Source organism: Streptomyces sp. NBC_01689, assembly GCF_036250675.1.
Lineage (GTDB): Bacteria > Actinomycetota > Actinomycetes > Streptomycetales > Streptomycetaceae > Streptomyces.
Genome location: NZ_CP109592.1, coordinates 3,946,191 through 3,970,140 on the forward strand (window position 1 = coordinate 3,946,191; position 23,950 = coordinate 3,970,140).

Here is a 23,950-nt window from a genome sequence, read left to right on the forward strand (position 1 = left end):
GATCGATCACAGGGGAGGGTTGCGTTCCGCACGTCACGGGTACATCGCCTGTGACCGATTTGCACGGGCCGTGCGGGAGGGACCCCCACCATGTTCTTGGAAGCGCTCGGCGCCGCGATGCTCGGTCTGGCCCTCGCGTGGGCCGCCTCGCACCGCCTGCCGCACCGCCTGCCCGCGCGCAGCCTGGTCCTGTCGACCGGCGTCGCGGGCGGACTCTTCGGAGCCTTCCTCACCCACACGGCGCTCGGCTCCGCGTACTACCCGGTGATCCTCTTCGGCGCCGCGGTCGTCTCCGCCGCACTGCTCTCGTTGCTGCTGCGCCCGGCGGAAAGATTTCGCCGCCGCTCGGCGACGGCGTGACCGCACCGGGCGACGGCGCATCCCGTAGAGGCAGGGCCCGGACCGCGCAGGGCAGGGTCCGGACCGGACCGGGCAGGGCCCGGCACAGGGCCTAGGCGGCGAGACCCAGTGCCGCCATCCGCTTCGTGTGGGCCTCGGTGATCCGGGAGAACATCCGGCCGACCTCGGCGAGGTCGAAGCCGTCCGCCACCCCGCCCACGAGCATCGTCGACAGCGCGTCGCGGTCCGCGACCACCCGCTGCGACTGGGACAGCGCCTCGCCCATCAGCCGCCGCGCCCACAGCGCCAGCCGGCCGCCCACCCGGGGGTCCGCGTCGATCGCGCCGCGGACCTTCTCCACGGCGAAGCTCGCGTGACCGGTGTCGTCCAGGACACCGAGGACGAGACCGCGCGTGTCCTCGTCCAGCCGCGCGGCGACCTCCCGGTAGAAGTCACTGGCGATCGAGTCGCCGACATAGGCCTTGACGAGCCCCTCCAGCCAGTCCGACGGCGCGGTCTGCTTGTGGAAGCCGTCGTAGGCGGCGACGAACGGCTCCATCGCCCCGGTCGGCTCCTCACCGATGCCCGACAGCCGGTCCCGCAGCCGCTCGAAGTGGTGGAACTCGGCCGACGCCATCTTGGCCAGCTCCGCCTTGTCGCTCAGCGTCGGCGCCAGTTTGGCGTCCTCGGCGAGCCGCTCGAACGCCGCCAGCTCGCCGTACGCGAGCGCTCCCAGCAGATCCACGACCGCCGCGCGGTACTGGGGGTCGGCGGAGGCCGTGTCCCAGTTCTGCGCGGCGACTCCGGTGGCCGCGGGGGCGGTGTCGCCGGATGCCTCGGCGGACGTGTCAGCGGCGTTGTCAGGCGTCGTCATGAAGCGCACAATAGCCCGCTCACCGCGACAGGGAAGTCCCTGCTCATCGAGTGTGACGACGACTACGTGACCAAATCGGCCATCGCATATGCGCGATTCCGGGGTATGGTGGTAATGCGCCCGGCGAGTATTCGACGGGCCGCACGAATGAGGATGCCCGGTCGGTGGCCCGATCGGCTCCGACCCGACAGCCCTCTCGTCCGTACGGCACGACGCGTACGACATCCGGAGGGACCCTCAGCGGTACGAGCGCTCGAGCGTCGGCAGTGGTCCCATGCCACTCGGCCCGCCCGACAGGCGGCCGACGTCCCCGGCACGGTCCCCTTCACGACCCCCGCGCTCGCCTCGCACCGCGTACACAGAAGAGGCAGCACCCTGACTACGACTTTCCGAGAGCTCGGAATCCTTCCCGAGACGGCCGAGGCCCTTGAGGCCGTCGGCATCGTCAACCCCTTCCCCATCCAGGAGATGACGCTCCCCGTCGCCCTCTCGGGCACCGACGTCATCGGCCAGGCCAAGACCGGCACCGGCAAGACGCTGGGCTTCGGCCTCCCCCTCCTGGAGCGCGTCACCGTCCCCGCGGACGTCGAGGCCGGCCGGGCCAAGCCCGAGCAGCTGACCGACGCCCCGCAGGCGCTCGTCGTCGTCCCGACGCGCGAGCTGTGCACCCAGGTGACGAACGACCTGCTCACCGCGGGCAAGGTCCGCAACGTGCGCGTGCTCGCCATCTACGGCGGCCGGGCGTACGAGCCCCAGGTCGAGGCCCTCAAGAAGGGCGTCGACGTCATCGTCGGCACCCCGGGCCGCCTGCTGGACCTCGCGGGCCAGAAGAAGCTCAACCTCAAGCACATCAGGGCCCTCGTCCTCGACGAGGCCGACGAGATGCTCGACCTGGGCTTCCTGCCCGACGTCGAGAAGATCATGAACATGCTGCCGGCCCGCCGTCAGACCATGCTGTTCTCGGCGACCATGCCGGGCGCGGTCATCGGTCTCGCGCGCCGCTACATGTCGCAGCCCACGCACATCCGCGCCGCCGCGCCGGACGACTCCGGCGCGACCGTCGCGAACACCGCGCAGTTCATCTACCGCGCGCACAACATGGACAAGCCCGAGATGGTCTCGCGCATACTGCAGGCCGACGGCCGCGGTCTCGCGATGATCTTCTGCCGCACCAAGCGGACGGCGGCGGACCTCGCCGACCAGCTCCAGCAGCGCGGCTTCGCCTCCGGCGCGGTCCACGGCGACCTCGGCCAGGGCGCCCGCGAGCAGGCGCTGCGCGCCTTCCGCAACGGCAAGGTCGACGTCCTGGTCTGCACCGACGTCGCCGCCCGCGGCATCGACGTCGAGGGCGTCACGCACGTCATCAACTACCAGTCCCCCGAGGACGAGAAGACGTACCTGCACCGCATCGGCCGCACCGGCCGCGCGGGCGCCAAGGGCATCGCGATCACCCTCGTCGACTGGGACGACATCCCGCGCTGGCAGCTCATCAACAAGGCGCTGGACCTCGGCTTCGGCAACCCGCCGGAGACGTACTCCACCTCCCCGCACCTCTTCGAGGAACTGAACATCCCGGCCGGCACCAAGGGTGTCCTGCCGCGTTCCGAGCGCACCCGCGCCGGACTCGCGGCCGAGGCCGTCGAGGACCTCGGGGAGACCGGGGGCCGTGGTCCGCGCGGCCGCGGTGGCCGCAGCGCGGCGCCCGCCGTCGAGCGCGAGCAGCGGGAGCGTCCGGAGCGCACCCCGCGCCGTCGCCGTCGTACCCGCAACGGCACACCGCTGGACGGAACCGCCGGCACGTCCCCCGCCCAGCAGGAGGCTCCGGCCGAGCCCGCCGCCACGGAGGCCGGTGAGCCCCGTACGCCGCGCCGCCGTCGCCGTACGCGCGTCGGTTCGTCCTCGGAGCCGGTGGCGGTCGCCACGGCCGTCGAAGCGGTCGAGGCCCCGGCCGAGACCGCGGTCGCGACGGCCGAGGGCACCGAGGACGCACGGCCGCGCCGCCGCACCCGCAGGACGGCACAGGCCCCGGCCGAGACCGTCACGGTCGTCGCGGAGACCGTCCCGGTCACCGAGACCGTCGCCACGGCGCCCGCCGAGGCCGTCGCGGAGGCACCGGCCACCAAGCCGCGCCGCCGCACCCGCAAGACGGCGGAGGCCGTCCTCGACACGGTCGAGGGCACGCCGGAGGTCGCCGAGGCCAAGCCGCGGCGCACCACCCGTGCCAAGGCAGCGACCGCGGCAACTCCCGCCGCGGACAACACTGTTGACGGCGCGGAGGTCGCCGAGGCCAAGCCCCGTCGCCGGACCCGCAAGGCCGTCGCGGAGACCGTCGAGGCGGACAGCGCGCCCCTGACGGCCACCGTCGAGGAGCCCGAGGCAAAGCCGCGCCGCCGCACCCGCAAGGCCGCCGAGGCCGCGCTCGACACGGCGGAGGGTGTCGCCGAGACGCCGGCCGTCAAGCCGCGCCGGACCCGCAAGGCCGCGGTGGCCACGACCGAGGCGCCCGCCGAGGTCGCCGAGGCCACGGAGCCGAAGCCGCGCCGTACGCGCGCCAAGGCGACCACCAAGGCCACGCCCGAGGTGGCCACCGAGACGGCCGCGGACGCCGCCGAGGCGCCCGTCGCGCCCCGTCGCCGGACCCGCAAGGCCGCCGCGACGACCGGCGAGGCCGCGATCCCCGCCCAGACGGCCGCCGTCGAGGACCCGGAGGCCAAGCCGCGCCGCCGGACCCGCAAGACGGCGGAGGCCGCCATGGCGGCTCCGGAGGCGGAGGAGGCGGCGCCGCGCCGCCGCACCCGCAAGGCCGCCGCCGCTGTCGTGGAGCCCGCGGAGAGCTGATCCTCAGCCCGATGGCCCGGCCCCCCGCCGAAGGGGGGGGCCGGGCCATCGGCGTTCCACCGCGCCGCACCCACCGGGCGCCGCACCCGCCGCCGCCGTACGCATCCCGGCCGCCCGGCGAGCACCCCGCCGCCCGACACCGGCGGACCGCCCGCACCGCCATCCTGGGCCCCGGCACTCAGGGCCCCGCACCTCCGCCCCAAGCCGTCACCCCGGGCCGGCACACCGGGCCGGCAACCCGGGCCGGCAACCCGAACAGACGCCCCGGACCGTGGACCGCGCGGCGAGGCCCGATAACCTCAGGACCCATGAGCCGTCCCCCCTCCTTCGTCCCGCCGGCCGGAGCGCGCGCGTACCGGCTGGGCACCGCGCGCGGCGAGTTCGCGGTGATCGAGGCCGGTGCCTCCGTACGGGGAACCGCCCTGCTCCTGCCGGGTTTCACCGGGAGCAAGGAGGACTTCATCGCGCTGCACGAGCCGTTGGCGGCGCGCGGGTACCGGACCGTCGCCGTGGACGGACGCGGCCAGTACGAGAGCGACGGACCCGAGCACGACGAATCGGCCTACGCGCAGGACGAGTTGGCGCGCGACGTGCTCGCGCAGGCGACGGCCCTCGGCACCCCCGTGCACCTCGTCGGGCACTCCCTCGGCGGACAGGTCTCCCGGGCCGCCGTCCTCCTGGACCCGGCTCCGTTCGCCTCCCTCACCCTGATGTCCTCGGGCCCCGCGCAGATCTCCGTCTCCCAGCAGCAGCGCGTCAAACTGCTCCGGGACGCGCTCGCCGTGATGGACATGGGCCAGGTGTGGGACGCCATCCGGGCGATGGAGCCGCCCGAGGAGACCGAGACGGGGGAGCTCGACGAGGGGCTGGACGACAGCGACGACCTGCGGCGCCGATGGCTGGCCACCAGCCCCGCCCAGCTGATCGCGACGGGCCGCCAGCTGTGCACCGAACCCGACCGTGTCGCCGAGCTGGCCGCCGTACCGCTGCCGAAACACGTCCTGTCCGGCTCGCACGACGACACCTGGCCGGTGGAGCTGCTGGACGAGATGGCCGTACGTCTCGACGCCCGGCGCACGGTCGTGAGGGGCGCCGAGCACTCCCCCAACACCGACCAGCCCCTGCCGACCGCCCGTGCGCTGGCCGACTTCTGGGACCACGCCACCTCCGAGTAGCCCATGGCCCCCGGTCCGTGCTCCGCGGCCGCGGCTCCTGCGCCGCCCGGTGACCGGGGGCGGAGAGCGGTCAGTACTGCGCCTGCAGATGCTCCCAGAAGCCGTCCCGGAGCGAGCGGCGCAGGTCCGCCTGCCCCCGCAGGGAGTACTGCAGCAGCCCCTCCGCCTCGACCAGCAGCTCCTGGTCGACCGACCCGGGCAGATAGGGATGGCCCGGCAGCAGGTCCACCAGCGCCTCGCGGCCCCGCGCGGCCAGCCACTTCGCGGCGATCTGGGCGCCCACGAACCGCACGTCCTCACGTGTGGGCCTGCTCACCGCGTTCGCCTCGTACGTGGTGGCGGTCCGCCGGGAGACGTAGGGCTTGAAGAAGTCGAGGTCGAAGGTGCGCTGGCTGTCGACCTCCCAGAGCAGCGGCTCGGCCTGGTTGCGGCCCTCGGGCGCCTCGATGCCCCAGAGGTGGACCCGCGCGCCGTAGCCCTGGGCGGCCTCCACCGCCGACACCAGGTCCTCGTCGCCGCCCAGCAGGGCGGCGTCGCTGATGGCGCGGTGCCGGGCCAGGGATTCCAGGTCGGACCGGATCAGGGAGTCGACGCCCTTCTGCTGGTTGTTGGCGTTCAGGTTGCCCAACCGCACCTTGACGTCGGGGAGTTCGGCGATGGTCTGCTGCTCCGCGGTGTGGATGCGGCGACGCGCGCCGTCGTACCAGTACACCCGCAGCAGCCTGCTGTCCGCGAAGATGGTGCGGGCCTTGTCGATGAGCGCCTCGATGAGGCCCTCGGCGTCGAGGTCGAAGGAGCGTCGGTCCTCGGTCCCGGCGACGAGCCGCCCCCCGGCCGCGTACAGGTATCCGGCGTCGACGAAGATCGCGTGGGTCGAGGGCGTCTTCGCCACCTCGGCGAGCATGCGCTGCAGCAGCTCGTTCGTGCGGTCGATGCGGGCGCCGAGCGCCGCGAGGTCGTCGTTCATCACCCCCCATTCTCCCGGCGGTCACGCTGCGAACACAACTGGTCCCGTTCAGTCTCCTCCCCACTTCTTACCGATCGGTAATTAGCTTCTCGAAAAATTTCCTTAGCGTAGGGAATGTTTGTAACACGCACACCGTTGAATACGAACGGAAGCGGGGGTTGCCTCAGCTCGCGCGCTCCACCACCGAGTAGTTCTCCTCAGGAGGATGACCAGACGAAGGGAGAAGCCTGTGCGCTTCGAAATCATGCGACTCGACGATGTCGACGGCACGCCCGTGGACAGCACCGTCGTTGACGCCGCCTCCGTCAACCGGATCGTTCAGCAGGCCGCCGCCATAGGGCAGCGACTGTGGATCCGCCCGGCCGATTCGTCCGCTTCATAACCCGCGGACACCTCTCGGACGTCCTCGACGTCTCAGACTTCGAAACCCCGTACGGCATCGACGCCGTACGGGGTTTCGCGTATACGACGGGACCGCCGCGCCGGTGGCCGCTCAGCCGCCCCGGACGACCTGGGTGACACCGTTGATGATCTGCTGGACGGCGATCGCCGAGAGCATCATGCCCGCGAGCCGGGTCACCAGCACCACGCCCCCGTCCTTGATGACGCGGATGATCAGCAGCGAGTAGCGCATGACCAACCAGAGCACGACATGGATGGCGAGGATCGCGCTCCACACGGACACCTGGGAGGCGACGCTGTCGGCCTTCTGCACCGCCAGGATCACCGACACGATCGCGCCGGGGCCCGCGAGCAGCGGCATGCCGAGCGGTACGAGCGCGACGTTGACGTCCTTGGTCTGTTTCGGCTCGTCGGTCTTGCCGGTCAGCAGGTCCAGGGCGATCAGCAGGAGCAGCAGTCCGCCCGCGATCATCAGCGCGGGCACGGAGACGTGCAGGTAGTCCAGGATCTGGTGGCCGAGCAGTCCGAAGACCGCGATCACCCCGCCGGCCACGCAGACGGCCTGGAACGCCATGCGCTTCTGCACCTTGGCGGGGCGGCCCGCGGTGAGCGCGAGGAAGATCGGGGTGATCCCGGGGGGATCCATGATCACGAAGAGGGTGAGGAAGAGGGAGCCGAAGACGGCGACGTCGAACATGGGTCGTTGAAGCCTTGCGCAGGTGGGGAGAGCGGCATAGCCGAGGAGGGCGGTCACCGCCGGGGAAGGGCGTCCCGCGGGGCGGGACGGGGCACACGGCCGACGGCGCCGGGCGGGTGCGGGGTGATACGGGTGGGGATCCGGGTCCCGAGCGGGGTCAGGCTCCGCCGGTTCCCGGTACCGGGAAGGCGCCGGTGGCCCGGCGGGTGATCTCGCCGTACACCTCGGGGTCGGTGGTGTACTCCCCGAGGACGCAGGTCTTGCGGCTGCCGTGGTAGTCGCTGGACCCCGTGACGAGCAGCCCCAGCTCGGCCGCGAGACCGCGCAGGCGCGCCCTGGTCGCCGGTTCGTGGTCCATGTGGTCCACCTCGATGCCGTCGAGCCCCGCGGTGGCCAGCTCGGCGATCGCCGCCTCCGGCACGGTGCGGCCGCGCTTCACGGCGGCCGGGTGCGCGAAGACGGTCACGCCGCCCGCCGCCTTGACCAGCCGGATCGCCTCGAAGGGGTCCGTCTCGTGCCGGGGTACGTAGACGCGGCCGCCGTCGGCCAGCCAGTCGCCGCCGAAGGCCTCGGAGACGCTGCCCACGACCCCCAGTTCGACCAGGGCGGAGGCGACGTGCGGCCGGCCCACGGAACCGTCGCCCGCAATCCGCGCGACCTGCTCCCAGGTGACCGGCACGCCCAGCCCTTGGAGCTTGGCGACCATGCTCCGGGCCCGCGGCACCCGGTCGTCCCTGATCAGCTCGCGCTCGGCGAGCAGCTCAGGCTCCGCGGGGTCGAAGAGGTAGGCCAGCAGGTGCATGCTGACGCCGTCGAGGCGGCAGGAGAGTTCGGCGCCGGTGACGAGGGTGAGTCCCTCGGGGAGGGCCGCGACGGCCTCCGCGTGTCCGCGGGTGGTGTCGTGGTCGGTCAGCGCGACGACGTCCAGACCGGCGGCGGCCGCGGTGCGGACCAGCTCGGCCGGGGTGTCCGTGCCGTCGGAAGCCGTGGAGTGGGCGTGCAGGTCGATACGCACTACGCGGACTCCAGGCGGTGACGGGACGGACGGGACACCCAAGGATAACGGGGTTCCGGAGCGGCCCTGTCACACCCGCAGCGGGGGCGCGCCCCCTACGGGGACTGCCGTGCCCCGGGTGTGCCCCGGCTCACCCGACGTGGGCTGCCGCCCGCGACCCCCGGTATCGGCCTGAACGGCCTCGCCCCCACACGCCGGACGGGCTGGATGCGCGAGCCCGCGCCCGAGAGGTGGACCCGCCGGTCGCCCGCACCCGAGGCCCGTACCAGCGCCGTGGGGCGGGCGCCCGGGCCGGCCACCGCACCCCCTCCGGCGCGACGCGACACACCGGGCACGCCCGCACCGACGCCATCGACCGACACCGGAACCCCGACACCGCACCCGCTCCCCCCGGAAACCCGCCCGGCCCCCGCGGACGGCCGAGCCCCGGGCGAAGCCGGGGGTCCAGGGGCGACAGCCCACTGACCCCGCGCCCCGCGCCCCGCGCCCCGCGCCCCGCGCACGCCGTACGCGTACGCCCACACCGCGCCACACCCACACGGGACCCCAGGCCACCGGCCCGCACCACACCACACCACTCGGGGCCAAAGCCGCCCGTACCACGCCACCCCACTCCCGGGACCAGAGGCCGCCCGCCCGCACCACACCACTCGGGACCCAGGCTCTGCCCGCCCCTACCACGCCACACCACTCAGGGCCCGAGGCCGCCCGCCCGCGCCCCGCCGGGCCTCCGGCGCTCCCGGCGCTCCCGGCGCTCCCGGCGCTCCCGGCGCTCCCGGCGCTCCCGGCGCTCCCGGCGCTCCCGGCGCTCCCGGCGCCACCCCACCCCTTGCCACCCAGCGGAGCGCTACGGCTCCAGGATGCGGGGGGACAGCGCCCCGCAGGGCAGCAGGTCGACCTCCGCGCCCGCGTCCCGCAGGTCGGTCAGCACCAGTTCGTCGTACATCAGCAGTCCGGACTGCTCGGGCCAGACGACCGCCCACAGCCACAGCCCGAGCGCCTCGCCCGCGAAGACGGCGCGGTCGTCGGGGGCGCCGGCCACATGCCACAGCGGTGTGGGCCGGCCGGCGGCGAGGACCTTGGCCTGCGGGGGCTTCTCGACACTCATGTAGGGCCCGGGGTCGGGCGCGTCGATGCCGGCGTAGCGGGCGCCGAGGCCGACGCCGAGCTCCTCGGCGACCAGGATCAGCTCCCCGATGCCACCGAGCGGTCCGGGGCCCGAGCAGGCCACCATGGTCGCGCGCCCGCCGCTGCGGTCGTCGCCCGCGAAGCCGGCGCCGGTGAACAGCCACCCGACGGGCAGCGGCCACGGCATCCACACCGGCACCCGGGCACGGTGCACCACGACACCGAGGGCCTCGACGCTGGGCGGGATCACGGGCTGCAGCGGATGAACGTTCCCGTGCACATCGCACTGCCAGGAATCGGCAAAGAGGCCGGGAGCCCTGACCCGGCCACCACACTTCGGGCAACTGGGTTCGCCCCTCATAGAGCCCCACGGTCCTCCCCGTCTTTCGCCGCGTCAAGGACGATCACCCGTCCGGAGCGCGCCGTCACCGCGAGGAATTAGATGTAACTTGCACTAATTAGCTCGGCTAACTTATTGTATGTATAAGGCAACGACCTCTCCATGGTTCCGGCGCAGTCAGAGGAGCGCACATGTCCGCCAGCACGGCACACCCCGCCGAAGGGGACACGTTCGCCCGGGGCGCGGGCGGCCTCCTGCGTCAGCCGAAGGCCGTCTGGGCGACCGCCGGGGCCTCCGTCGTCGCCTTCATGGGCATCGGGCTCGTCGACCCGATCCTGCCCTCCATCGCGAAGGGACTGGAGGCCACGCCGAGCCAGGTGTCGCTGCTCTTCACCTCGTACTTCCTGATCACCGCGGTGGCGATGCTGCTGACCGGTTTCGTCTCCAGCCGCATCGGCGGCAAGAAGACCCTGCTGCTCGGCCTCGCGCTCGTGGTGGTCTTCGCGGGCCTCGCGGGCACCTCCGGGTCGGTCGGCGAACTCGTCGGATTCCGGGCCGGCTGGGGGCTCGGCAACGCCCTGTTCGTCTCGACCGCCCTCGCCGTCATCGTCGGCGCGGCGGCGGGCGGCAGCGCCGCGGCGATCCTGCTCTACGAGTCCGCGCTCGGCCTCGGCATGGCGTGCGGACCGCTGGTCGGCGCCCTGCTCGGCAACGCCAGCTGGCGTTACCCGTTCTTCGGCACCGCGTTCCTGATGGCGGTCGGCTTCCTGTGTGTCACGGCCTTCCTGAAGGAGCAGCCGAAGCCGGCCCGCAGGACCGGGCTGCTCGACCCGCTCAAGGCGCTCGGCCACGGCGGCCTCGCCTCCGCGGCCGTCTCCGCGTTCTTCTACAACTACACGTTCTTCACCGTGCTGGCCTTCACGCCGTTCGTACTGGACATGACGCCCTACCGGTCCGGCGCGGTCTTCTTCTGCTGGGGCGTCCTGCTCGCGGCGTTCTCGGTCGTCGTCGCGCCCCGTATGCAGGCACGGTTCGGTTCGCTGAAGGTGCTCGGCGCCTCCCTCGTACTGCTCGCCGCGGACGTGCTGGTGCTGGGGTACGGCGACCACACCACCGCCGTGGTCTGCACGATCCTCTCGGGCGCCTTCATCGGCGTGAACAACACCGTGTACACGGAACTCGCGCTGGGCGTGTCGGACGCGCCGCGCCCGGTGGCGAGCGCCGGGTACAACTTCGTGCGCTGGTTCGCGGCCGCCGCGGCGCCCTACTTCGCGCCGAAGATCGAGGAGTGGAGTTCGGTCCGCGTCGCGTTCCTGGTCGCGGGGGCCACGGCGCTGGCCGGTGCCGCGGTGGTCTGGGCGCGGCGGACCTCGCTCACCCACGATGCGGACGAACTCCAGCCGCGACACGCCTCCGAGGACGGTGTCACGGTTTTTGCCAACTGATTTTTTCCGGCCGGGAACTGACCCGCCCTCAGTCCAGCGGAACGGACCCGCGCGACGGATCGCGCAGGTCCGTTCCGGCGTTCAGCCAGCGCTCCTGGAGCGCCCCGGCGCCGTGCACCCGCTTCCACGCGGCCTCGTTCGGCGTCATCGGGAGCAGCGGCAGGAACCGTACGGGATCGGCCGGCGCGTCCAGCTCCAGGTCCTCGACCAGCCCACCGGACTCCGCGACCAGGACGGAGGTGAAGGGCGCGCCCGGCCAGAGCGGCCCGCCCACGTCGAGCGAGGCGCCGGCGGCCACCACCACGCCCTCGACCTGCGGGGACGCGGCCAGGACGGCGAGCGCGCGCAGCACCTTGTCGGTCTCGGCGCGGCCCGCGCGCACCGAGAGGACCAGCTCGGCGCGCGGCCCCTTCACCGGATCGGCGAGCACCGCCGTGGGGTCCGCCATCGGCTGGGCGGACATGCCGAGCGTCGCGTAGCGGACGACGTCCCCCTCCGTGAAACGCAGCACCTCGATGCGGTCGGTACCGAGGAAGGTGACCGCGGCCCGCGCGTCGGGTTCGCCCAGCGCGGATCGCAACCGGGCCTCGACCAGAGGAAGAACATCAGCCATGAACCGAGCATAGAACTCGTCAGCAACGGGCAAAGCGGGGGCTTGACGCTTCGGTGCGCTGATAGTCTTGGCCGCTGGTCGGGGCAGCACGCAGAAGCGTCGCTCTCGAGCTCCGACGCACTGACTGACTGTTCTCCCTCGCCGGGAGACAGCTCCCCCTCGGGGGATGGATCGTCCCTCACGGGGGACCGGCCGGAGGAGGTGGGGCTGCAATGGACCGAAGTCGACCGTGCAGTACCACCCGCTCTTCCGGTCGCTGAATTCTGTAGCTGGTTCCCCTCACCCAGGCCGGCTGCCGCCTCCCGCAAACGTGTGCATACGTGTCAGCGTCGTGCGTTGCACCACGGAAGAGCGCTTCGTTCCCGCCTGATCTGTCTGATCTGAATCAGTAGCGAAGCTGCCACCGCGACGGTGCGGTGCTCCCCGCTTTGTGGACGTGCCAAACATCCGCAGTCAGGACGTCCCCATTCCGGGCAGTTCCAACCGTCGCCGGCGGCCTCCAGTTGTGAAGGAGCCTGCCATGTCGATGATCCGTGACCTCCGTGCCGCGGTCCGCCCCCGCCCTTCCCTGCGCAAGGACGGCGGCTCGTACGACACCACCCGCGCCCCCGGGACCGACTCCGCCGTGGTCGACTGCGCGGTCTACCGCGACGGCGCCCGCGTGCGGACCCCCGAGCCGCTCACCCCGCACGAGGCGATGCGCCTGGTGCACCGCGACGGCGGCTTCGTGTGGATCGGCCTGCACGAGCCCACCGAGGCCGAGTTCTCCGGCATCGCGAGCGTCTTCGGGCTGCACCCGCTGGCCGTGGAGGACGCCGTCCAGGCGCACCAGCGGCCCAAGCTGGAGCGCTACGACGACTCCCTCTTCACGGTCTTCAAGACCATCCACTACGTCGAGCACGACGAACTCACCGCCACCAGCGAGGTCGTGGAGACCGGCGAGGTCATGTGCTTCACCGGCCGGGACTTCTTCATCACCGTCCGGCACGGCGGCCAGGGCTCGCTGCGGGCGCTGCGCCACCGGCTGCAGGACGAGCCCGAACTGCTCGCCAAGGGCCCTTCGGCGGTGCTGCACGCGATCGCCGACCACGTCGTCGACGGGTACATCGCGGTCGCGGACGCCGTGCAGGACGACATCGACGAGGTCGAGACCGAGGTGTTCTCGCTCGGACGGAAAGGCACTCCGCGCGGCACGGACGCCGGCCGCATCTACCAACTCAAGCGTGAGGTGCTGGAGTTCAAGCGGGCGGTGTCGCCGCTGCTGCGTCCGATGCAGCTGCTGAGCGAGCGGCCGATGCGGCTGGTCGACCCGGACATCCAGAAGTACTTCCGCGATGTCGCCGACCATCTCGCCCGGGTGCAGGAGCAGGTCCTCGGCTTCGACGAACTGCTCAACTCGATCCTCCAGGCCAACCTCGCGCAGGCGTCCGTCACGCAGAACGAGGACATGCGCAAGATCACTTCCTGGGCCGCGATCATCGCCGTGCCGACGATGGTGTGCGGGGTGTACGGGATGAACTTCGACTACATGCCGGAGCTGCGCTGGAAGTTCGGCTATCCGCTGACGCTCGGGGTCACCGTCGGCATCTGCCTCTCGATCCACCGGATCCTGAAGCGCAACGGCTGGCTCTGACGCCGGAGCGTCCCGCTGGCTAGGCTGAGGCCATGACGGAACAGGTGCTCGACCAGGCCCTCATCGAGGAGGCCACCAAGAAGTCCGGGCTGATCTGGGTGCGCGGCGACGGCACGCCGTCGGCCGGCGCTCCGGGCCCCGGTGAGCCCGCCCAGGCCCTGTGGCACGTGTGGCACGACGGCGCGGCCTGTCTGGTCGGCGACGGGCCCGGCGAGCAGCCGCTGCCGGGTCTGGCCGACGGGGGCGAGGCCGTCGTCACCGTGCGCAGCAAGGACAAGGGCGGCCGGTTGGTGGCCTGGACGGCGCGGGTGGTCGAGCTCGCGTCCGGGTCCGACGCGTGGCAGGAGACGGTCGCCGAGCTCAAGGGCAAGCGGCTGAACGCGCCCGACGGCGAGGAGATGCCTGCCCGTTGGGCGCGCGAGTGCCGGGTGCTGCGTCTGGAGCCCCTGGCGGGCACGCTCCCGCTGCCGGACGGCTCGCTGGCCGCCGCGCCCGCGCCGAGCCCGGCGACGACCCGGCAGCCGATCCCGGAGGCCGTCCCCCGGCTCCTGTTCAAGAAGCGCAAGCGGTCGTAGACCGGGGCGACTTGGCGTGACGCCGGCGCCTCTGGGCCAGGGCGGCGCCGGCGGGCGCGGGGCGCGTCGCCCGCTACGAGGCCGGCAGCTGCCTGCCGTAGTCGACGGTCTCGTCCTTGGCCGGTTCGGCGAGGGCGAAGCCCTTCCCCCAGTCGGAGAGGCGAAGCGTCCCGGCGCCGCCCGCGCGGACCAGGAGAACGGGGTAGGGGGCACCCTCCAGCGACACGTCGAGGGTGCCGCCCGCTCCCTTGTCCCCGGTGATACGGATCGTGCGGACGCCGGACTGCTCGTGGTGGCCGTCCGTGGCGAGCGCCCCGTGCAGGGTGAGCAGGCCCTCCAGGAGGACGTCCTTGTCCGTGAAGCTGATGAAGCGCTTGTAGGCCGGGTCCCCGGTCGGCACCTTCACGTACTTGTCGCCCAGCTTGTCGGCCGCGGCCGTGTCCGCCGAGCTGGTGCCGCCCTTGTCGTCCTGGTGGTTCCAGAACTCGGCGCCCGCCTTGAGGAAGAGGTGTTCACCCACTCGCAGCAGCTTGAAGCTCGCCCCCTGCGAGGTGACCGACCCGGTGCCGCCGTCCGCCTTCAGACGCATGTCGAGTCTGTACGTGCGCCCGTTGGACACCACGGTTCCGGCGAGCCTGACCGCGTCCGCGGAGGTCGCCGCGGTGCGGGACTTCGTCTGGATCGTGGTGGCGGGCAGCTTCCCCACCCCGTTCGTGCCCGCGTCAGGATCCTCGCTGCCGCACCCCGTAAGGCCCGTCCCCGTCACGACCAGGGCGCACATCGCGCCGACCAGTGCGGCCCTGCGGGTACGGCCCTGGAGCATCGCAGTCACGGTGGGCTGCCTTTCGTACGGGGTCCATGCGGGTGTCCGTGCCGGGGCGCCCCGCGGAGGGTCCGCACCGGTGCCCGTCACGGCGTACGGCAGCGTACCGGTGCCGCACCGGCCCGGCGGAGCCAGTCCGTCCGGACCGCTCACCAGGGCGTATCCGACCGGGACGGGCTAGCCTGAAGCGCACCTGCGCGGACAGAGCGGGACCAAGCACGCGTACGCCGACGCCACCCGGCGCGCGTACCGGGGCAGTACGGGAAACACCTACCGGGACAGCACGGAAAGAAGGAGGCGCGGGCATGGCCGCAGGCGCCCCCCGGATCTTCGTCTCGCACCTCGCCGGTGTCGCCGTCTTCGACCCGAACGGCGACCAGGTCGGACAGGTGCGGGACCTGGTCGCCATGCTGCGCGTCGGCCGGCGCCCGCCCCGGCTGCTGGGACTCGTCGTCGAACTGTCCACCAGACGGCGCATCTTCCTGCCCATGACCCGGGTGACCGGCATCGAGTCCGGCCAGGTCATCACCACCGGTGTCCTGAACGTCCGCCGCTTCGAGCAGCGGCCCACCGAGCGGCTCGTCTTCGGTGAACTCCTCGACCGGCGGGTGCGGCTCGTCGACACGGACGAGGAGGTGACCGTCCTCGACGTGTCGGTCCGCCAGCTGCCGGCCCGGCGGGAGTGGGAGATCGGCCGGGTCTTCGTGCGCCGGGCGCGCAGCGGGACCTTCCGGCGCACCCGTGGCGAGACCCTGACCGTCGACTGGTCCGCGGTCACCGGGTTCTCGCTGGAGGAGCACGGGCAGGGCGCCGAGAGCCTGCTCGCCACCTTCGAGCAGCTGCGCGCCGCCGACCTCGCCAACGTGCTGCACCACCTCTCCCCGAAGCGGCGCGGCGAGGTGGCCGCCGCCCTCGACGACGACCGTCTCGCCGACGTCCTGGAGGAGCTCCCGGAGGACGACCAGATCGAGATCCTCGGCAAGCTCAAGGAGGAACGCGCCGCGGACGTCCTGGAGGCGATGGACCCCGACGACGCGGCCGACCTGCTGGCCGAACTCCCTGAGGAGGACGTGGAGCGGCTGCTGACGCTGATGCGGCCGGACGACGCCGCCGACGTCCGGCGGCTCATGTCGTACGAGGAGCGCACCGCGGGCGGTCTGATGACGACCGAGCCGATCGTGCTGCGGCCCGACGCCACGGTCGCCGAGGCGCTCGCCCGGGTCCGCAACTCCGACCTGTCCCCCGCGCTCGCCGCCCAGGTGTACGTCTGCCGCCCGCCGGACGAGACGCCGACCGGCAAGTACCTGGGCACCGCGCACTTCCAGCGGCTGCTGCGCGATCCCCCGTACACGCTGGTCAGCTCGATCCTCGACGACGATCTGCAGCCCCTGGCGCCGGACGCGGCGCTGCCGGTCGTCGCGGGCTTCTTCGCCGCGTACGACATGGTCGCCGCGCCCGTGGTCGACGAGAGCGGCTCTCTGCTCGGCGCGGTGACCGTGGACGACGTACTGGACCACATGCTGCCCGAGGACTGGCGCGAGACGGAGTTCCATCTGCACGAGGACGAGGCCGGAGGGGGGAGCCATGACGCCTGACCGCGAGACCCGTGAACGCGCCGTCACCGGGGCCACCGCGACCACCCGGCCGCGCAGCCGCCTCGACCAGCCGATGCCGCCCCGCCGCAGGCTGCTGCCCGAGTGGGACCCGGAGGCCTTCGGCCGGCTCTCGGAACGGATCGCCCGCTTCCTCGGCACCGGACGTTTCATCGTCTGGATGACGGTCGTCATCATCCTGTGGGTGGTGTGGAACGTCAGCGCACCCCGTGACCTCAGGTTCGACAACTACCCGTTCATCTTCCTGACCCTGATGCTGTCGCTGCAGGCCTCGTACGCGGCCCCCCTGATCCTGCTCGCGCAGAACCGTCAGGACGACCGTGACCGGGTCAACCTCGAACAGGACCGCAAGCAGAACGAGCGGTCGATCGCGGACACCGAGTACCTCACGCGCGAGATCGCCGCCCTGCGCATCGGCCTCGGCGAGGTCGCCACCCGCGACTGGATCCGCTCCGAGCTGGAGGACCTGGTCAGGGCGCTGGAGGAGGACCATTCGGACGGGCACGCCGTATTCCCGGCGGAACGGTCGCCCGGACGTGACACAGGCGACCGCTGACGGGGCTTTCCGGGCCCCGGGCCGGGCGCCGTACCATCGTCCCTATGGCTACGGAAGACGCGGTGCGTGAAGCACTGGCGACGGTGAACGACCCCGAGATCCAACGACCCATCACCGAACTGGGGATGGTCAAATCGGTGGACATCGGTGCGGACGGCGCGGTCGCGGTCGCCGTATATCTGACCGTCTCCGGCTGTCCGATGCGCGACACCATCACCGAGAACGTGACGAAGGCGGTCTCGGCGGTCGAGGGCGTCACCCGTGTCGACGTGACCCTGGACGTCATGAGCGACGAACAGCGCCGCGAACTGGCGGGCGCGCTGCGCGGCGGCCAGGCCGAGCGCGAGGTCCCCTTCGCGAAGCCGGGCTCCCTCACCCGCGTGTACGCGGTCGCCTCCGGCAAGGGCGGCGTCGGCAAGTCCTCGGTGACGGTGAACCTGGCGGCGGCGATGGCGGCCGACGGCCTCAAGGTCGGCGTCGTCGACGCGGACATCTACGGCCACTCCGTGCCCCGGATGCTCGGCGCCGACGGGCGTCCGACCCAGGTCGAGAACATGATCATGCCGCCGTCGGCACACGGCGTGAAGGTCATCTCCATCGGCATGTTCACGCCGGGCAACGCCCCGGTCGTATGGCGCGGCCCGATGCTCCACCGCGCCCTGCAGCAGTTCCTGGCGGACGTGTACTGGGGCGACCTGGACGTCCTCCTGCTCGACCTCCCGCCGGGCACCGGCGACATCGCGATCTCCGTCGCCCAGCTGGTGCCGAACGCCGAGATCCTCGTCGTCACCACCCCGCAGCAGGCGGCGGCCGAGGTGGCCGAGCGCGCGGGCTCCATCGCCGTCCAGACCCACCAGAAGATCGTGGGCGTCGTCGAGAACATGGCGGGCCTGCCGTGCCCGCACTGCGGCGAGATGGTCGACGTGTTCGGCACCGGCGGCGGCCAGACCGTAGCGGACGGGCTGACCCGCACCACCGGCGCGAGCGTCCCGGTCCTCGGCTCCATCCCCATCGACGTCCGGCTGCGCGAGGGCGGCGACGACGGCAGGCCGGTCGTCCTGACCGATCCCTCGTCCCCGGCCGGCTCGGCCCTGCGCGCCATCGCGGGCAAGCTGGGCGGCCGGCAGCGCGGCCTGTCGGGCATGTCCCTCGGCATCACCCCGAAGAACAAGTTCTGACCGACGGTCTCCCGGACCTTCCGGCCCCGGCGAGGTGGGCCCACCTCGTCAGGGGCACGGCCCGCTCGTCAAGGGCGCGGCCGGCTCGTCAGGGCCGCGGGGAGCCGCGCGACCCGGCCGTGTCCGGCGCGCGGCCGGACGGCCGCCCCGCAGCGCCCTCGGGGAACCCCCCGCGAAGCGCCGCGCGGTGCGCTCACGCGTACGCGGCGATGTCCTTGACCACGGCGAAGCCCAGCCCGTACGCGCTCATGCCGCGCCCGTACGCGCCGACGTGCACGCCCTCCTGGGTGGACCCGGCGAGGACCCAGCCGAACTCGGACTCCCGGTAGTGGAACGGCGTGGGCACACCGTCCACGGGGAGGGACAGCGAGGACCAGTCCGGCCCGTCGAGGTCGTCCGCGAGGACCCAGGCCGTCTCGGTCTGCTGGTCCAGCCAGTCGTCCCGCAGGGTGTGGTCCATCTGGCCGGGCCAGGTGAAGGACAGCAGCCCCACACCGGCCAGCCAGGCCGCCGAGGACACCGAGGTGGCCTCCAGCAGCCCCGTACCGTCCGCGCTGCGGCGCGAGGGGTTCGCCGCGACGGTCACCACGACCGCGAAGCGTTCCTTGTCCTCGGTCGACTCGCTGCGCACCGAGGGCTCCTCCCCGTGCCCGATCGAACCGTGTTCGACGGCGCCGTCCGCCGACATGCCCACCTGCATCAGCCAGCGCGGTCCCGTGAAGGCCTCGTCGAGGCCGTACCACGGGAAGGGCGCCAGCAGGTAGCCGTCGACCGTACGCCGGGCGGAGGAGAGCTGCTGCCCGCCCTCCGTGGCCGGTGACTGCGCGCCTACCCGACTTGTCGTCTCCATCTGCCCGGACGCCTCCTTGCTCTCGTCGGACCGGGTGGCCCGCCCCCCTCGGGCGTCCTCAGCGGTCCGCACAACAACTGGGCAGCATAGCCACACCGCTCCGAGCAGCAGGGAAAGCACCCGGCGCGTGGGTCGCGGCCGCCGTCGATTTCCGGCCGCGCCGAGCCGCCCCGGACTCCTGACCCGCCCGGGCCGGAGTACGTGTCAGGTGGCGTCGGCGTCGAAGGGCGGGCGCTCGTCCTCGCCCGGCTTCTCGGGCTTCTTGGTCATGTCCACGGTCGAACCGGAGCCTGAGCCGGAAGCCGTGCCGGAGCCCGGAGCCGACGACTCGGACGCACCGCTGTGCACCGCGTCCGTGACCTCGGCCATCTCCTTCTTCAGATCGAAGCCGTTACGGATCTCCTTGAGCCCCAGCTCGTCGTTGTCCAGCTGCTTGCGCAGGAACGTCTTGGGGTTCAGGTCCTCGAACTCGAAGTCCTTGAACTCGGGGCCGAGTTCCTCGCGGATGTCGGCCTTGGCCGTCTCCGAGAACTCGCGGATCTTGCGGATGGTGCGCGTGACGTCCTGGATCATCTTCGGGAGCTTGTCCGGACCGAAGACGAGCACGGCGAGGACAACGAGCGCCACCAGCTCGAGCGGTCCTATGTCATTGAACACCTGAAGCTCCTTGCGATGTCCTTCGGTCCTCGGCCCCCGGCGGTCGTTCCGTGGTCCGGGCCGGATCTACGGTACCCGCCGATCCCGTCCGTCCGGAACTGTCCCGGGGCCTCCGGGTCCGTGTACACGTCGAGTTCTCCCGGATGTCCGCCGCTCCTTCCGGGGGCGGCCACCGGTCCGCCGCCCGTGTCAGCCGCCGTCGGCCGAGCCCAGGACCAGGGTGATCCGTTTCCGGCCGCCGTCCCGCCTGAGGGTCAGCAGCAGCCGGTCCCCGGGGCGGTGCGCCCGGGTCCGCACGATCAGCTCCTCCCCCGAGTGCACGGGCACCCCGTCGACCTCGATGATCACGTCGCCCGCTCTGATCCCCGCCCGGGCACCGGGGCCGCCCGGGGTGACCGGCGGGCCCCCGGTCGTCTTCGTGCCGACCCGGGCGCCGTCGCCGCCGTACTGCAGGTCCAGCGTGACACCGATCACCGGGTGGGTCGCCCGGCCGGTGTTGATCAGCTCCTCGGCGACGCGTCTGGCCTGGTTGACGGGGATGGCGAAGCCGAGCCCGATGGAACCGGCCTGGCCGGCCTGCGGGTCGGTGCTGCCGTCAGCCGAGCGGATGGCGCTGTTGATGCCGATGACACGCGCCCGGGAGTCGAGCAGCGGTCCGCCGGAGTTGCCGGGGTTGATGGGGGCGTCGGTCTGCAGGGCGTCCACGTACGAGACGTCGCTCCCGTCGCCCTTCTCACCGCCCGCCGTGATGGGCCGCTCCTTGGCGCTGATGATCCCGGAGGTCACGGTGTTGGCGAGGTCGAAGGGCGCCCCGATGGCGACGACGGGGTCGCCCACCTGGACGCTGTCGGAGTTGCCAAGCGACAGGGGACGCAGTCCGCCGACCCCGGACACCTTGACGACGGCGAGGTCGTATCCGCTGTCGCGCCCGACGACGGTGGCCTCGGCGCTCTGGCCGCCGCTGAACGTCACGGTTATCCGGCCGCTGCTGCCGGCCGGCGCGACCACGTGGTTGTTGGTGAGGATGTGGCCCCGGCCGTCGAGCACGAAGCCGGTGCCGGTGCCCTGCTCGTCCGTCCCGCGCACGTGCAGCGTCACGACGCCGGGCAGCGCGCGGGCGGCTATCCCCGCGACGCTGTCCGCGGGCCTGCCGGGAGCCTCCTTCGCGGCCTGGGGCAGCCGGATGTCCCCGGTGGCGCCCTCGCGCTCCAGAGCGGCCCCCACGGCTCCGCCGACGCCTCCGGCCAGGACGGCGATCAGCACGGCCCCGAGGACCAGCGTCCGCCTCGGCCGCCGCGTCCGGGGCGCCGCCGCGCCGTTCTGCTGGAGCGGCCCCGGAGCGGCCCAGGGGTCGTAGTTCCGCCACGGGTCCGGAGCGGGGCGGGAAGCGTCCGCGTACGGGCCTGGAGGGCCCTCTGGGGCAGGAGAGGCTCCCGGGACCGGGAATCCCGCCGGGACCCCCTCCCCGTCCCCGGAGACGGCCACGGGGGCGGGCGTGCCCTGTGCGGGCGCCGCCGCGGGAGTCAGGGGCGGTGCGGGCGCCATCGGCGGGGCGGGGGTGCCGTACGCCGGCGCGGGTGTGACGGGCGCGGGCGTGGTCCGCGTGGGGGCGTCGCCGGAAGCCGTCGCGGGGATGCCGTGCGCCGCGGTGACCGCCGGGTGCTGGACCGGCGGAGCGGGAGCCCAGGGGCCCGGCTCACCGTACGGCGGGGTGCTGTAGGGGTCGGGATCGTGCAGGGGCACGGGACGGCCGTCGGCCTCCGGGGACGTGGGTACGGCGCCGGGCACCGGGGCGTCGGTCCCGGTGTGCGGCATCTCGGTCGTGACGGTGGTCCCGGTGTGCGGCATCTCGGTCGTGACGGTGGTCCCGGTGTGCGGCATCTCGGTCGTGTCCGGCACGTCAGCCGCGGCGGCGGGTGCCGGATCGGGCCGCTGGAGCCGGAAGTCCCCGTCCTGCTCGGAGTCCGCGTGCCACCCCGAGTCCTCGTCCCCTACGGAGGTCTCGTCCCGCCCGCAGCCGTCGCTCCGGACCGGGTCGGCGTCGCGCGCGTCGCCCGCGCGCCCCGGATCACCCTCGGGCGGGGAGGCCGCCTCCGCGGAGGCGCGCTCCGCGGCCCCCGGGGTCGTCCCCCCTTCGGCCACCGGAGGTACCGGCCGGTTCCACCACGTCGCCTTCGCGGGTTTCCCGTCGTCCATGTTCTCCCCACACCCGGCCCGTGGCACAGCACGCCGACGGCCACCGCAGATTGCCGACACCGCGTCCGGGAATCCCTCCGGCGGACGCGCCCCTCCCCGGATTCAACCAGGTTCCGGGGCCGCGGCGCAGAGGGCGGGTCAGCGGGCGGTGCGGGAGGAGAACGGAGGGGGAGGGGAGGAAGAGGGGGACGGGGCCGGGGCCGCGAGCAGCCCCGGGGTCGCGACGTCGGGCGCCATCGACCAGCCGGCCGTCACGGCCGGCTGTACCTCGGTGAGCGGACGTATCAGGGGGGACATCGCGGCGGCGCCGGCCACCACGGGGGTCGTCAGCGTGTGCACCATGTCCTGCCCCTGGGGCGCCGGAGCGGGGACTCCGGGCAGCAGCGGCGCGGAGACCTCGGTGGGCTGCACGGGGGCGTCGCCGAACCCGCGCTGGCCCTGGGCGAGCAGCGGTCCGGTGGAGCGGCGCCGCTGTGTCTCGGGTGCCGTCGCGGCTCCCGAGCCCGGGGTGCGCATCGGTGTCACGTTGCTCCCGCCGGAGCCGCGCGCGTCCGCGGTGTCGCCTGGGACCCCGGTCGACACCCCGCCGAGCGCGACCGCGGCCAGCGACACCGCGCCGGCGGCGGCGAAGGCGAAGCGCAGACCGCGCGAGGACGATCTCTCGGTCTCGTGGCGGCTGACGTCATGGATACGGAAGCCACGTCCGGCGGAAGGGGGCAGCACGTCCGCGTGCGGCCCGGCGGGCACGTACCCGAAGGGCTCGCCGCGCACGCCGAACACTCCGGTCGCCCCGGCGCCGGAGGGCAGTCTTCCCCCGAAGATCCCGCCGTCGAGCGGTGAGCCGTCACCGCCGTCGGTGTCACCTCCCCCCGGCAGTCCCTGGAGCCGGGCCAGGAAACTCTCGGAAGGGGGCGGAGGAGCTACTTCCGCGAAGACGTTCTTCAGTCGGCGCTGGGCGTCCGCCTCGGCCTTGCACCTCGCGCAGGTGGCGAGGTGGGCCAGGACGCGCTCGCGCGACTCATGACCGAGCTCTCCGTCCACCAGGGCGGAGAGTCGGTCCCCAAGGTGCTGGTCGGCAACACGCCGCTCCGCAGAGTCAGGCCGTGATCCACTCACGCGGTCGCGCCCCCTCCTCCCAGCGCGGGAACCCCCGTGATCGCGAAGCCGCGGCGCTCGGCACGGGCCTCGGGGGACCGGTGCGAGAGCCCCTTGCGCAGCTGCGAGCGACCACGGTGGATCCGGCTGCGGACCGTACCGAGCTTGACGCCCAGGGTGGCGGCGATCTCCTCGTACGACAGTCCCTCGATGTCACAGAGGACGACCGCGGCGCGGAACTCGGGCGCGAGCGTGTCCAGCGCCTGCTGGACGTCCGCGTCGAAGTGCGCGTCGTTGAAGACCTGCTGCGGGGAGGGCTCACGGCTGGGCAGCCGCTCGGCCGCGTCGTCGCCGAGGGCGTCGAAGCGGATGCGCTGCTTGCGGCGCACCATGTCCAGGAAGAGGTTGGTGGTGATGCGGTGCAGCCAGCCCTCGAAGGTGCCGGGCGTGTAGGTCGACAGGGATCGGAAGACGCGGACGAAGACCTCCTGGGTGAGGTCCTCTGCGTCGTGCTGGTTTCCCGTCAGGCGGTAGGCGAGCCGGTAGACCCGGCCGCTGTGCGTGCTGACGATCTCCTCCCAGGTGGGCGGAGTCCACGCCTGCGGTTCCGCGTCGGTGGTGAACGTCGCGGTCTGCGCGGGGGCAGCAGCATGGAACGTGTCAGCGGTGTCGGTCACGGATTTCGGCTCACCCGCTGATCGCAGCAGGCGCCGCAGCACCCGTCCCCGATCCACAGGCGCAGCCGCACCTCCCCTGTCGGCTCTGGTGGTGTCCAGTGGAGCCCCTACCATAGCCACCTCGCCCGTTAGCTCCGGATAAGCGGTTTTACGGGAAATTGATACGCGCTCATATGGCTGTGTCAGCACGTGCCCGGCACCTCGCTCCGCCTCCCGCTCCGCGACCTGATCCATGCGCTTCCCCCTGGTCCGTTTCCCCATCCC

At 72.7% G+C, this 23,950-nt stretch carries 22 protein-coding genes; 10 read left to right on the plus strand and 12 right to left on the minus strand.

Annotated elements, in window-relative coordinates:
• The first annotated feature begins 90 nt into the window (after positions 1-90).
• Positions 91-360, plus strand: coding sequence for a hypothetical protein (locus OG776_RS16600; protein WP_148010336.1), 270 nt, complete (start codon positions 91-93; stop codon positions 358-360).
• A gap of 91 nt (positions 361-451) precedes the next feature.
• On the opposite strand, the gene OG776_RS16605 is transcribed toward OG776_RS16600, so the two are convergent.
• Complete coding sequence (locus OG776_RS16605; RefSeq protein ID WP_187285689.1) at positions 452-1,222, minus strand: ferritin-like fold-containing protein; 771 nt, start codon at positions 1,220-1,222, stop codon at positions 452-454.
• A gap of 459 nt (positions 1,223-1,681) precedes the next feature.
• Here OG776_RS16605 and OG776_RS16610 point away from each other — a divergent pair, with 459 nt between their 5' ends.
• Together OG776_RS16610 and OG776_RS16615 are read left to right on the plus strand one after the other, a co-directional pair.
• The gene (locus tag OG776_RS16610) at positions 1,682-4,051 is read left to right on the plus strand and encodes a DEAD/DEAH box helicase (RefSeq protein ID WP_329326452.1); all 2,370 of its coding nucleotides are present in this window, start codon (positions 1,682-1,684) and stop codon (positions 4,049-4,051) included.
• Positions 4,052-4,359: 308 nt separating this feature from the next.
• The gene (locus OG776_RS16615) at positions 4,360-5,226 is read left to right on the plus strand and encodes an alpha/beta fold hydrolase (protein WP_148010332.1); all 867 of its coding nucleotides are present in this window, start codon (positions 4,360-4,362) and stop codon (positions 5,224-5,226) included.
• Positions 5,227-5,296: 70 nt separating this feature from the next.
• Here OG776_RS16615 and OG776_RS16620 read toward each other — a convergent pair whose 3' ends face one another.
• On the minus strand, positions 5,297-6,193 hold the full coding sequence (locus OG776_RS16620) for an NYN domain-containing protein (RefSeq protein ID WP_148010331.1): 897 nt from the start codon (positions 6,191-6,193) through the stop codon (positions 5,297-5,299).
• 229 nt (positions 6,194-6,422) lie between these two features.
• On the opposite strand from OG776_RS16620, the gene OG776_RS16625 reads away from it, so the two are divergent.
• Positions 6,423-6,575 (plus strand): hypothetical protein, encoded by a 153-nt coding sequence (locus tag OG776_RS16625; RefSeq protein WP_105968294.1) that lies wholly within the window; start codon positions 6,423-6,425, stop codon positions 6,573-6,575.
• Positions 6,576-6,686: 111 nt separating this feature from the next.
• Here OG776_RS16625 and OG776_RS16630 read toward each other — a convergent pair whose 3' ends face one another.
• The 3 genes from OG776_RS16630 to OG776_RS16640 form a co-directional block, all read right to left on the minus strand.
• Positions 6,687-7,292 carry a MarC family protein gene (locus OG776_RS16630; protein ID WP_148010330.1) on the minus strand — a complete coding sequence of 202 codons (606 nt, stop codon included), beginning with the start codon at positions 7,290-7,292 and terminating at the stop codon, positions 6,687-6,689.
• 157 nt (positions 7,293-7,449) lie between these two features.
• Positions 7,450-8,307, minus strand: a complete 858-nt coding sequence (locus tag OG776_RS16635) for a PHP domain-containing protein (protein WP_148010329.1) — start codon at positions 8,305-8,307, stop codon at positions 7,450-7,452.
• A gap of 847 nt (positions 8,308-9,154) precedes the next feature.
• The gene (locus tag OG776_RS16640; protein WP_148010328.1) at positions 9,155-9,796 is read right to left on the minus strand and encodes a DUF6758 family protein; all 642 of its coding nucleotides are present in this window, start codon (positions 9,794-9,796) and stop codon (positions 9,155-9,157) included.
• Between the two features lie 170 nt (positions 9,797-9,966).
• Between OG776_RS16640 and OG776_RS16645 the strand changes: the two genes are divergently transcribed.
• Positions 9,967-11,220, plus strand: a complete 1,254-nt coding sequence (locus tag OG776_RS16645; RefSeq protein ID WP_329321385.1) for an MFS transporter — start codon at positions 9,967-9,969, stop codon at positions 11,218-11,220.
• Between the two features lie 28 nt (positions 11,221-11,248).
• On the opposite strand, the gene OG776_RS16650 is transcribed toward OG776_RS16645, so the two are convergent.
• Positions 11,249-11,833 carry a suppressor of fused domain protein gene (locus OG776_RS16650; RefSeq protein WP_148010326.1) on the minus strand — a complete coding sequence of 195 codons (585 nt, stop codon included), beginning with the start codon at positions 11,831-11,833 and terminating at the stop codon, positions 11,249-11,251.
• Between the two features lie 520 nt (positions 11,834-12,353).
• On the opposite strand from OG776_RS16650, the gene OG776_RS16655 reads away from it, so the two are divergent.
• Positions 12,354-13,466: a magnesium and cobalt transport protein CorA gene (locus tag OG776_RS16655; RefSeq protein ID WP_148010325.1), complete on the plus strand. Its 1,113-nt coding sequence runs from the start codon at positions 12,354-12,356 to the stop codon at positions 13,464-13,466.
• Between the two features lie 32 nt (positions 13,467-13,498).
• Positions 13,499-14,041 carry a hypothetical protein gene (locus OG776_RS16660; protein WP_329321388.1) on the plus strand — a complete coding sequence of 181 codons (543 nt, stop codon included), beginning with the start codon at positions 13,499-13,501 and terminating at the stop codon, positions 14,039-14,041.
• Positions 14,042-14,114: 73 nt separating this feature from the next.
• Here OG776_RS16660 and OG776_RS16665 read toward each other — a convergent pair whose 3' ends face one another.
• Complete coding sequence (locus tag OG776_RS16665) at positions 14,115-14,864, minus strand: hypothetical protein (RefSeq protein ID WP_148011031.1); 750 nt, start codon at positions 14,862-14,864, stop codon at positions 14,115-14,117.
• 305 nt (positions 14,865-15,169) lie between these two features.
• Here OG776_RS16665 and OG776_RS16670 point away from each other — a divergent pair, with 305 nt between their 5' ends.
• The 3 genes from OG776_RS16670 to OG776_RS16680 are packed head-to-tail and all read left to right on the plus strand — an operon-like array spanning position 15,170 to position 18,211.
• Positions 15,170-16,459 carry a magnesium transporter MgtE N-terminal domain-containing protein gene (locus OG776_RS16670; protein WP_329321390.1) on the plus strand — a complete coding sequence of 430 codons (1,290 nt, stop codon included), beginning with the start codon at positions 15,170-15,172 and terminating at the stop codon, positions 16,457-16,459.
• A complete protein-coding gene (locus tag OG776_RS16675) occupies positions 16,449-17,033 on the plus strand; it encodes a DUF1003 domain-containing protein (protein ID WP_148010322.1) in 585 nt (194 codons plus the stop codon). The genes OG776_RS16670 and OG776_RS16675 overlap by 11 nt, the downstream gene beginning before the upstream one ends.
• A gap of 44 nt (positions 17,034-17,077) precedes the next feature.
• Positions 17,078-18,211 carry an Mrp/NBP35 family ATP-binding protein gene (locus OG776_RS16680; RefSeq protein WP_148010321.1) on the plus strand — a complete coding sequence of 378 codons (1,134 nt, stop codon included), beginning with the start codon at positions 17,078-17,080 and terminating at the stop codon, positions 18,209-18,211.
• A gap of 193 nt (positions 18,212-18,404) precedes the next feature.
• Here OG776_RS16680 and OG776_RS16685 read toward each other — a convergent pair whose 3' ends face one another.
• From OG776_RS16685 to sigE, 5 genes are all read right to left on the minus strand, one after another.
• Positions 18,405-19,061: a hypothetical protein gene (locus OG776_RS16685; RefSeq protein WP_187285688.1), complete on the minus strand. Its 657-nt coding sequence runs from the start codon at positions 19,059-19,061 to the stop codon at positions 18,405-18,407.
• Positions 19,062-19,265: 204 nt separating this feature from the next.
• On the minus strand, positions 19,266-19,718 hold the full coding sequence (locus tag OG776_RS16690; RefSeq protein WP_329321393.1) for a sec-independent translocase: 453 nt from the start codon (positions 19,716-19,718) through the stop codon (positions 19,266-19,268).
• Between the two features lie 189 nt (positions 19,719-19,907).
• Entirely contained in the window at positions 19,908-21,914 is a 2,007-nt protein-coding gene (locus OG776_RS16695; RefSeq protein ID WP_329321395.1) for a S1C family serine protease, read from the minus strand.
• Between the two features lie 138 nt (positions 21,915-22,052).
• Positions 22,053-23,030: an anti-sigma factor family protein gene (locus OG776_RS16700; RefSeq protein ID WP_329321397.1), complete on the minus strand. Its 978-nt coding sequence runs from the start codon at positions 23,028-23,030 to the stop codon at positions 22,053-22,055.
• Positions 23,027-23,728 (minus strand): RNA polymerase sigma factor SigE, encoded by a 702-nt coding sequence (sigE, locus tag OG776_RS16705; protein ID WP_329323717.1) that lies wholly within the window; start codon positions 23,726-23,728, stop codon positions 23,027-23,029. Before sigE ends, OG776_RS16700 begins: the two co-directional genes overlap by 4 nt.
• Positions 23,729-23,950: the final 222 nt, after the last annotated feature.

Bases quoted from the DNA above. Each gene is read 5' to 3' on its own strand.
- OG776_RS16600 (WP_148010336.1), top strand. From the start codon at position 91: ATGTTCTTGGAAGCGCTCGGCGCCGCGATGCTCGGTCTGGCCCTCGCG.
- OG776_RS16610 (WP_329326452.1), top strand. From the start codon at position 1,682: ATGACGCTCCCCGTCGCCCTCTCGGGCACCGACGTCATCGGCCAGGCC.
- OG776_RS16615 (WP_148010332.1), top strand. From the start codon at position 4,360: ATGAGCCGTCCCCCCTCCTTCGTCCCGCCGGCCGGAGCGCGCGCGTAC.
- OG776_RS16620 (WP_148010331.1), bottom strand. From the start codon at position 6,193: ATGAACGACGACCTCGCGGCGCTCGGCGCCCGCATCGACCGCACGAAC.
- OG776_RS16630 (WP_148010330.1), bottom strand. From the start codon at position 7,292: ATGTTCGACGTCGCCGTCTTCGGCTCCCTCTTCCTCACCCTCTTCGTG.
- OG776_RS16640 (WP_148010328.1), bottom strand. From the start codon at position 9,796: ATGAGGGGCGAACCCAGTTGCCCGAAGTGTGGTGGCCGGGTCAGGGCT.
- OG776_RS16645 (WP_329321385.1), top strand. From the start codon at position 9,967: ATGTCCGCCAGCACGGCACACCCCGCCGAAGGGGACACGTTCGCCCGG.
- OG776_RS16650 (WP_148010326.1), bottom strand. From the start codon at position 11,833: ATGGCTGATGTTCTTCCTCTGGTCGAGGCCCGGTTGCGATCCGCGCTG.
- OG776_RS16655 (WP_148010325.1), top strand. From the start codon at position 12,354: ATGTCGATGATCCGTGACCTCCGTGCCGCGGTCCGCCCCCGCCCTTCC.
- OG776_RS16660 (WP_329321388.1), top strand. From the start codon at position 13,499: ATGACGGAACAGGTGCTCGACCAGGCCCTCATCGAGGAGGCCACCAAG.
- OG776_RS16665 (WP_148011031.1), bottom strand. From the start codon at position 14,864: ATGCTCCAGGGCCGTACCCGCAGGGCCGCACTGGTCGGCGCGATGTGC.
- OG776_RS16670 (WP_329321390.1), top strand. From the start codon at position 15,170: ATGGCCGCAGGCGCCCCCCGGATCTTCGTCTCGCACCTCGCCGGTGTC.
- OG776_RS16675 (WP_148010322.1), top strand. From the start codon at position 16,449: ATGACGCCTGACCGCGAGACCCGTGAACGCGCCGTCACCGGGGCCACC.
- OG776_RS16680 (WP_148010321.1), top strand. From the start codon at position 17,078: ATGGCTACGGAAGACGCGGTGCGTGAAGCACTGGCGACGGTGAACGAC.
- OG776_RS16685 (WP_187285688.1), bottom strand. From the start codon at position 19,061: ATGGAGACGACAAGTCGGGTAGGCGCGCAGTCACCGGCCACGGAGGGC.
- OG776_RS16695 (WP_329321395.1), bottom strand. From the start codon at position 21,914: ATGGACGACGGGAAACCCGCGAAGGCGACGTGGTGGAACCGGCCGGTA.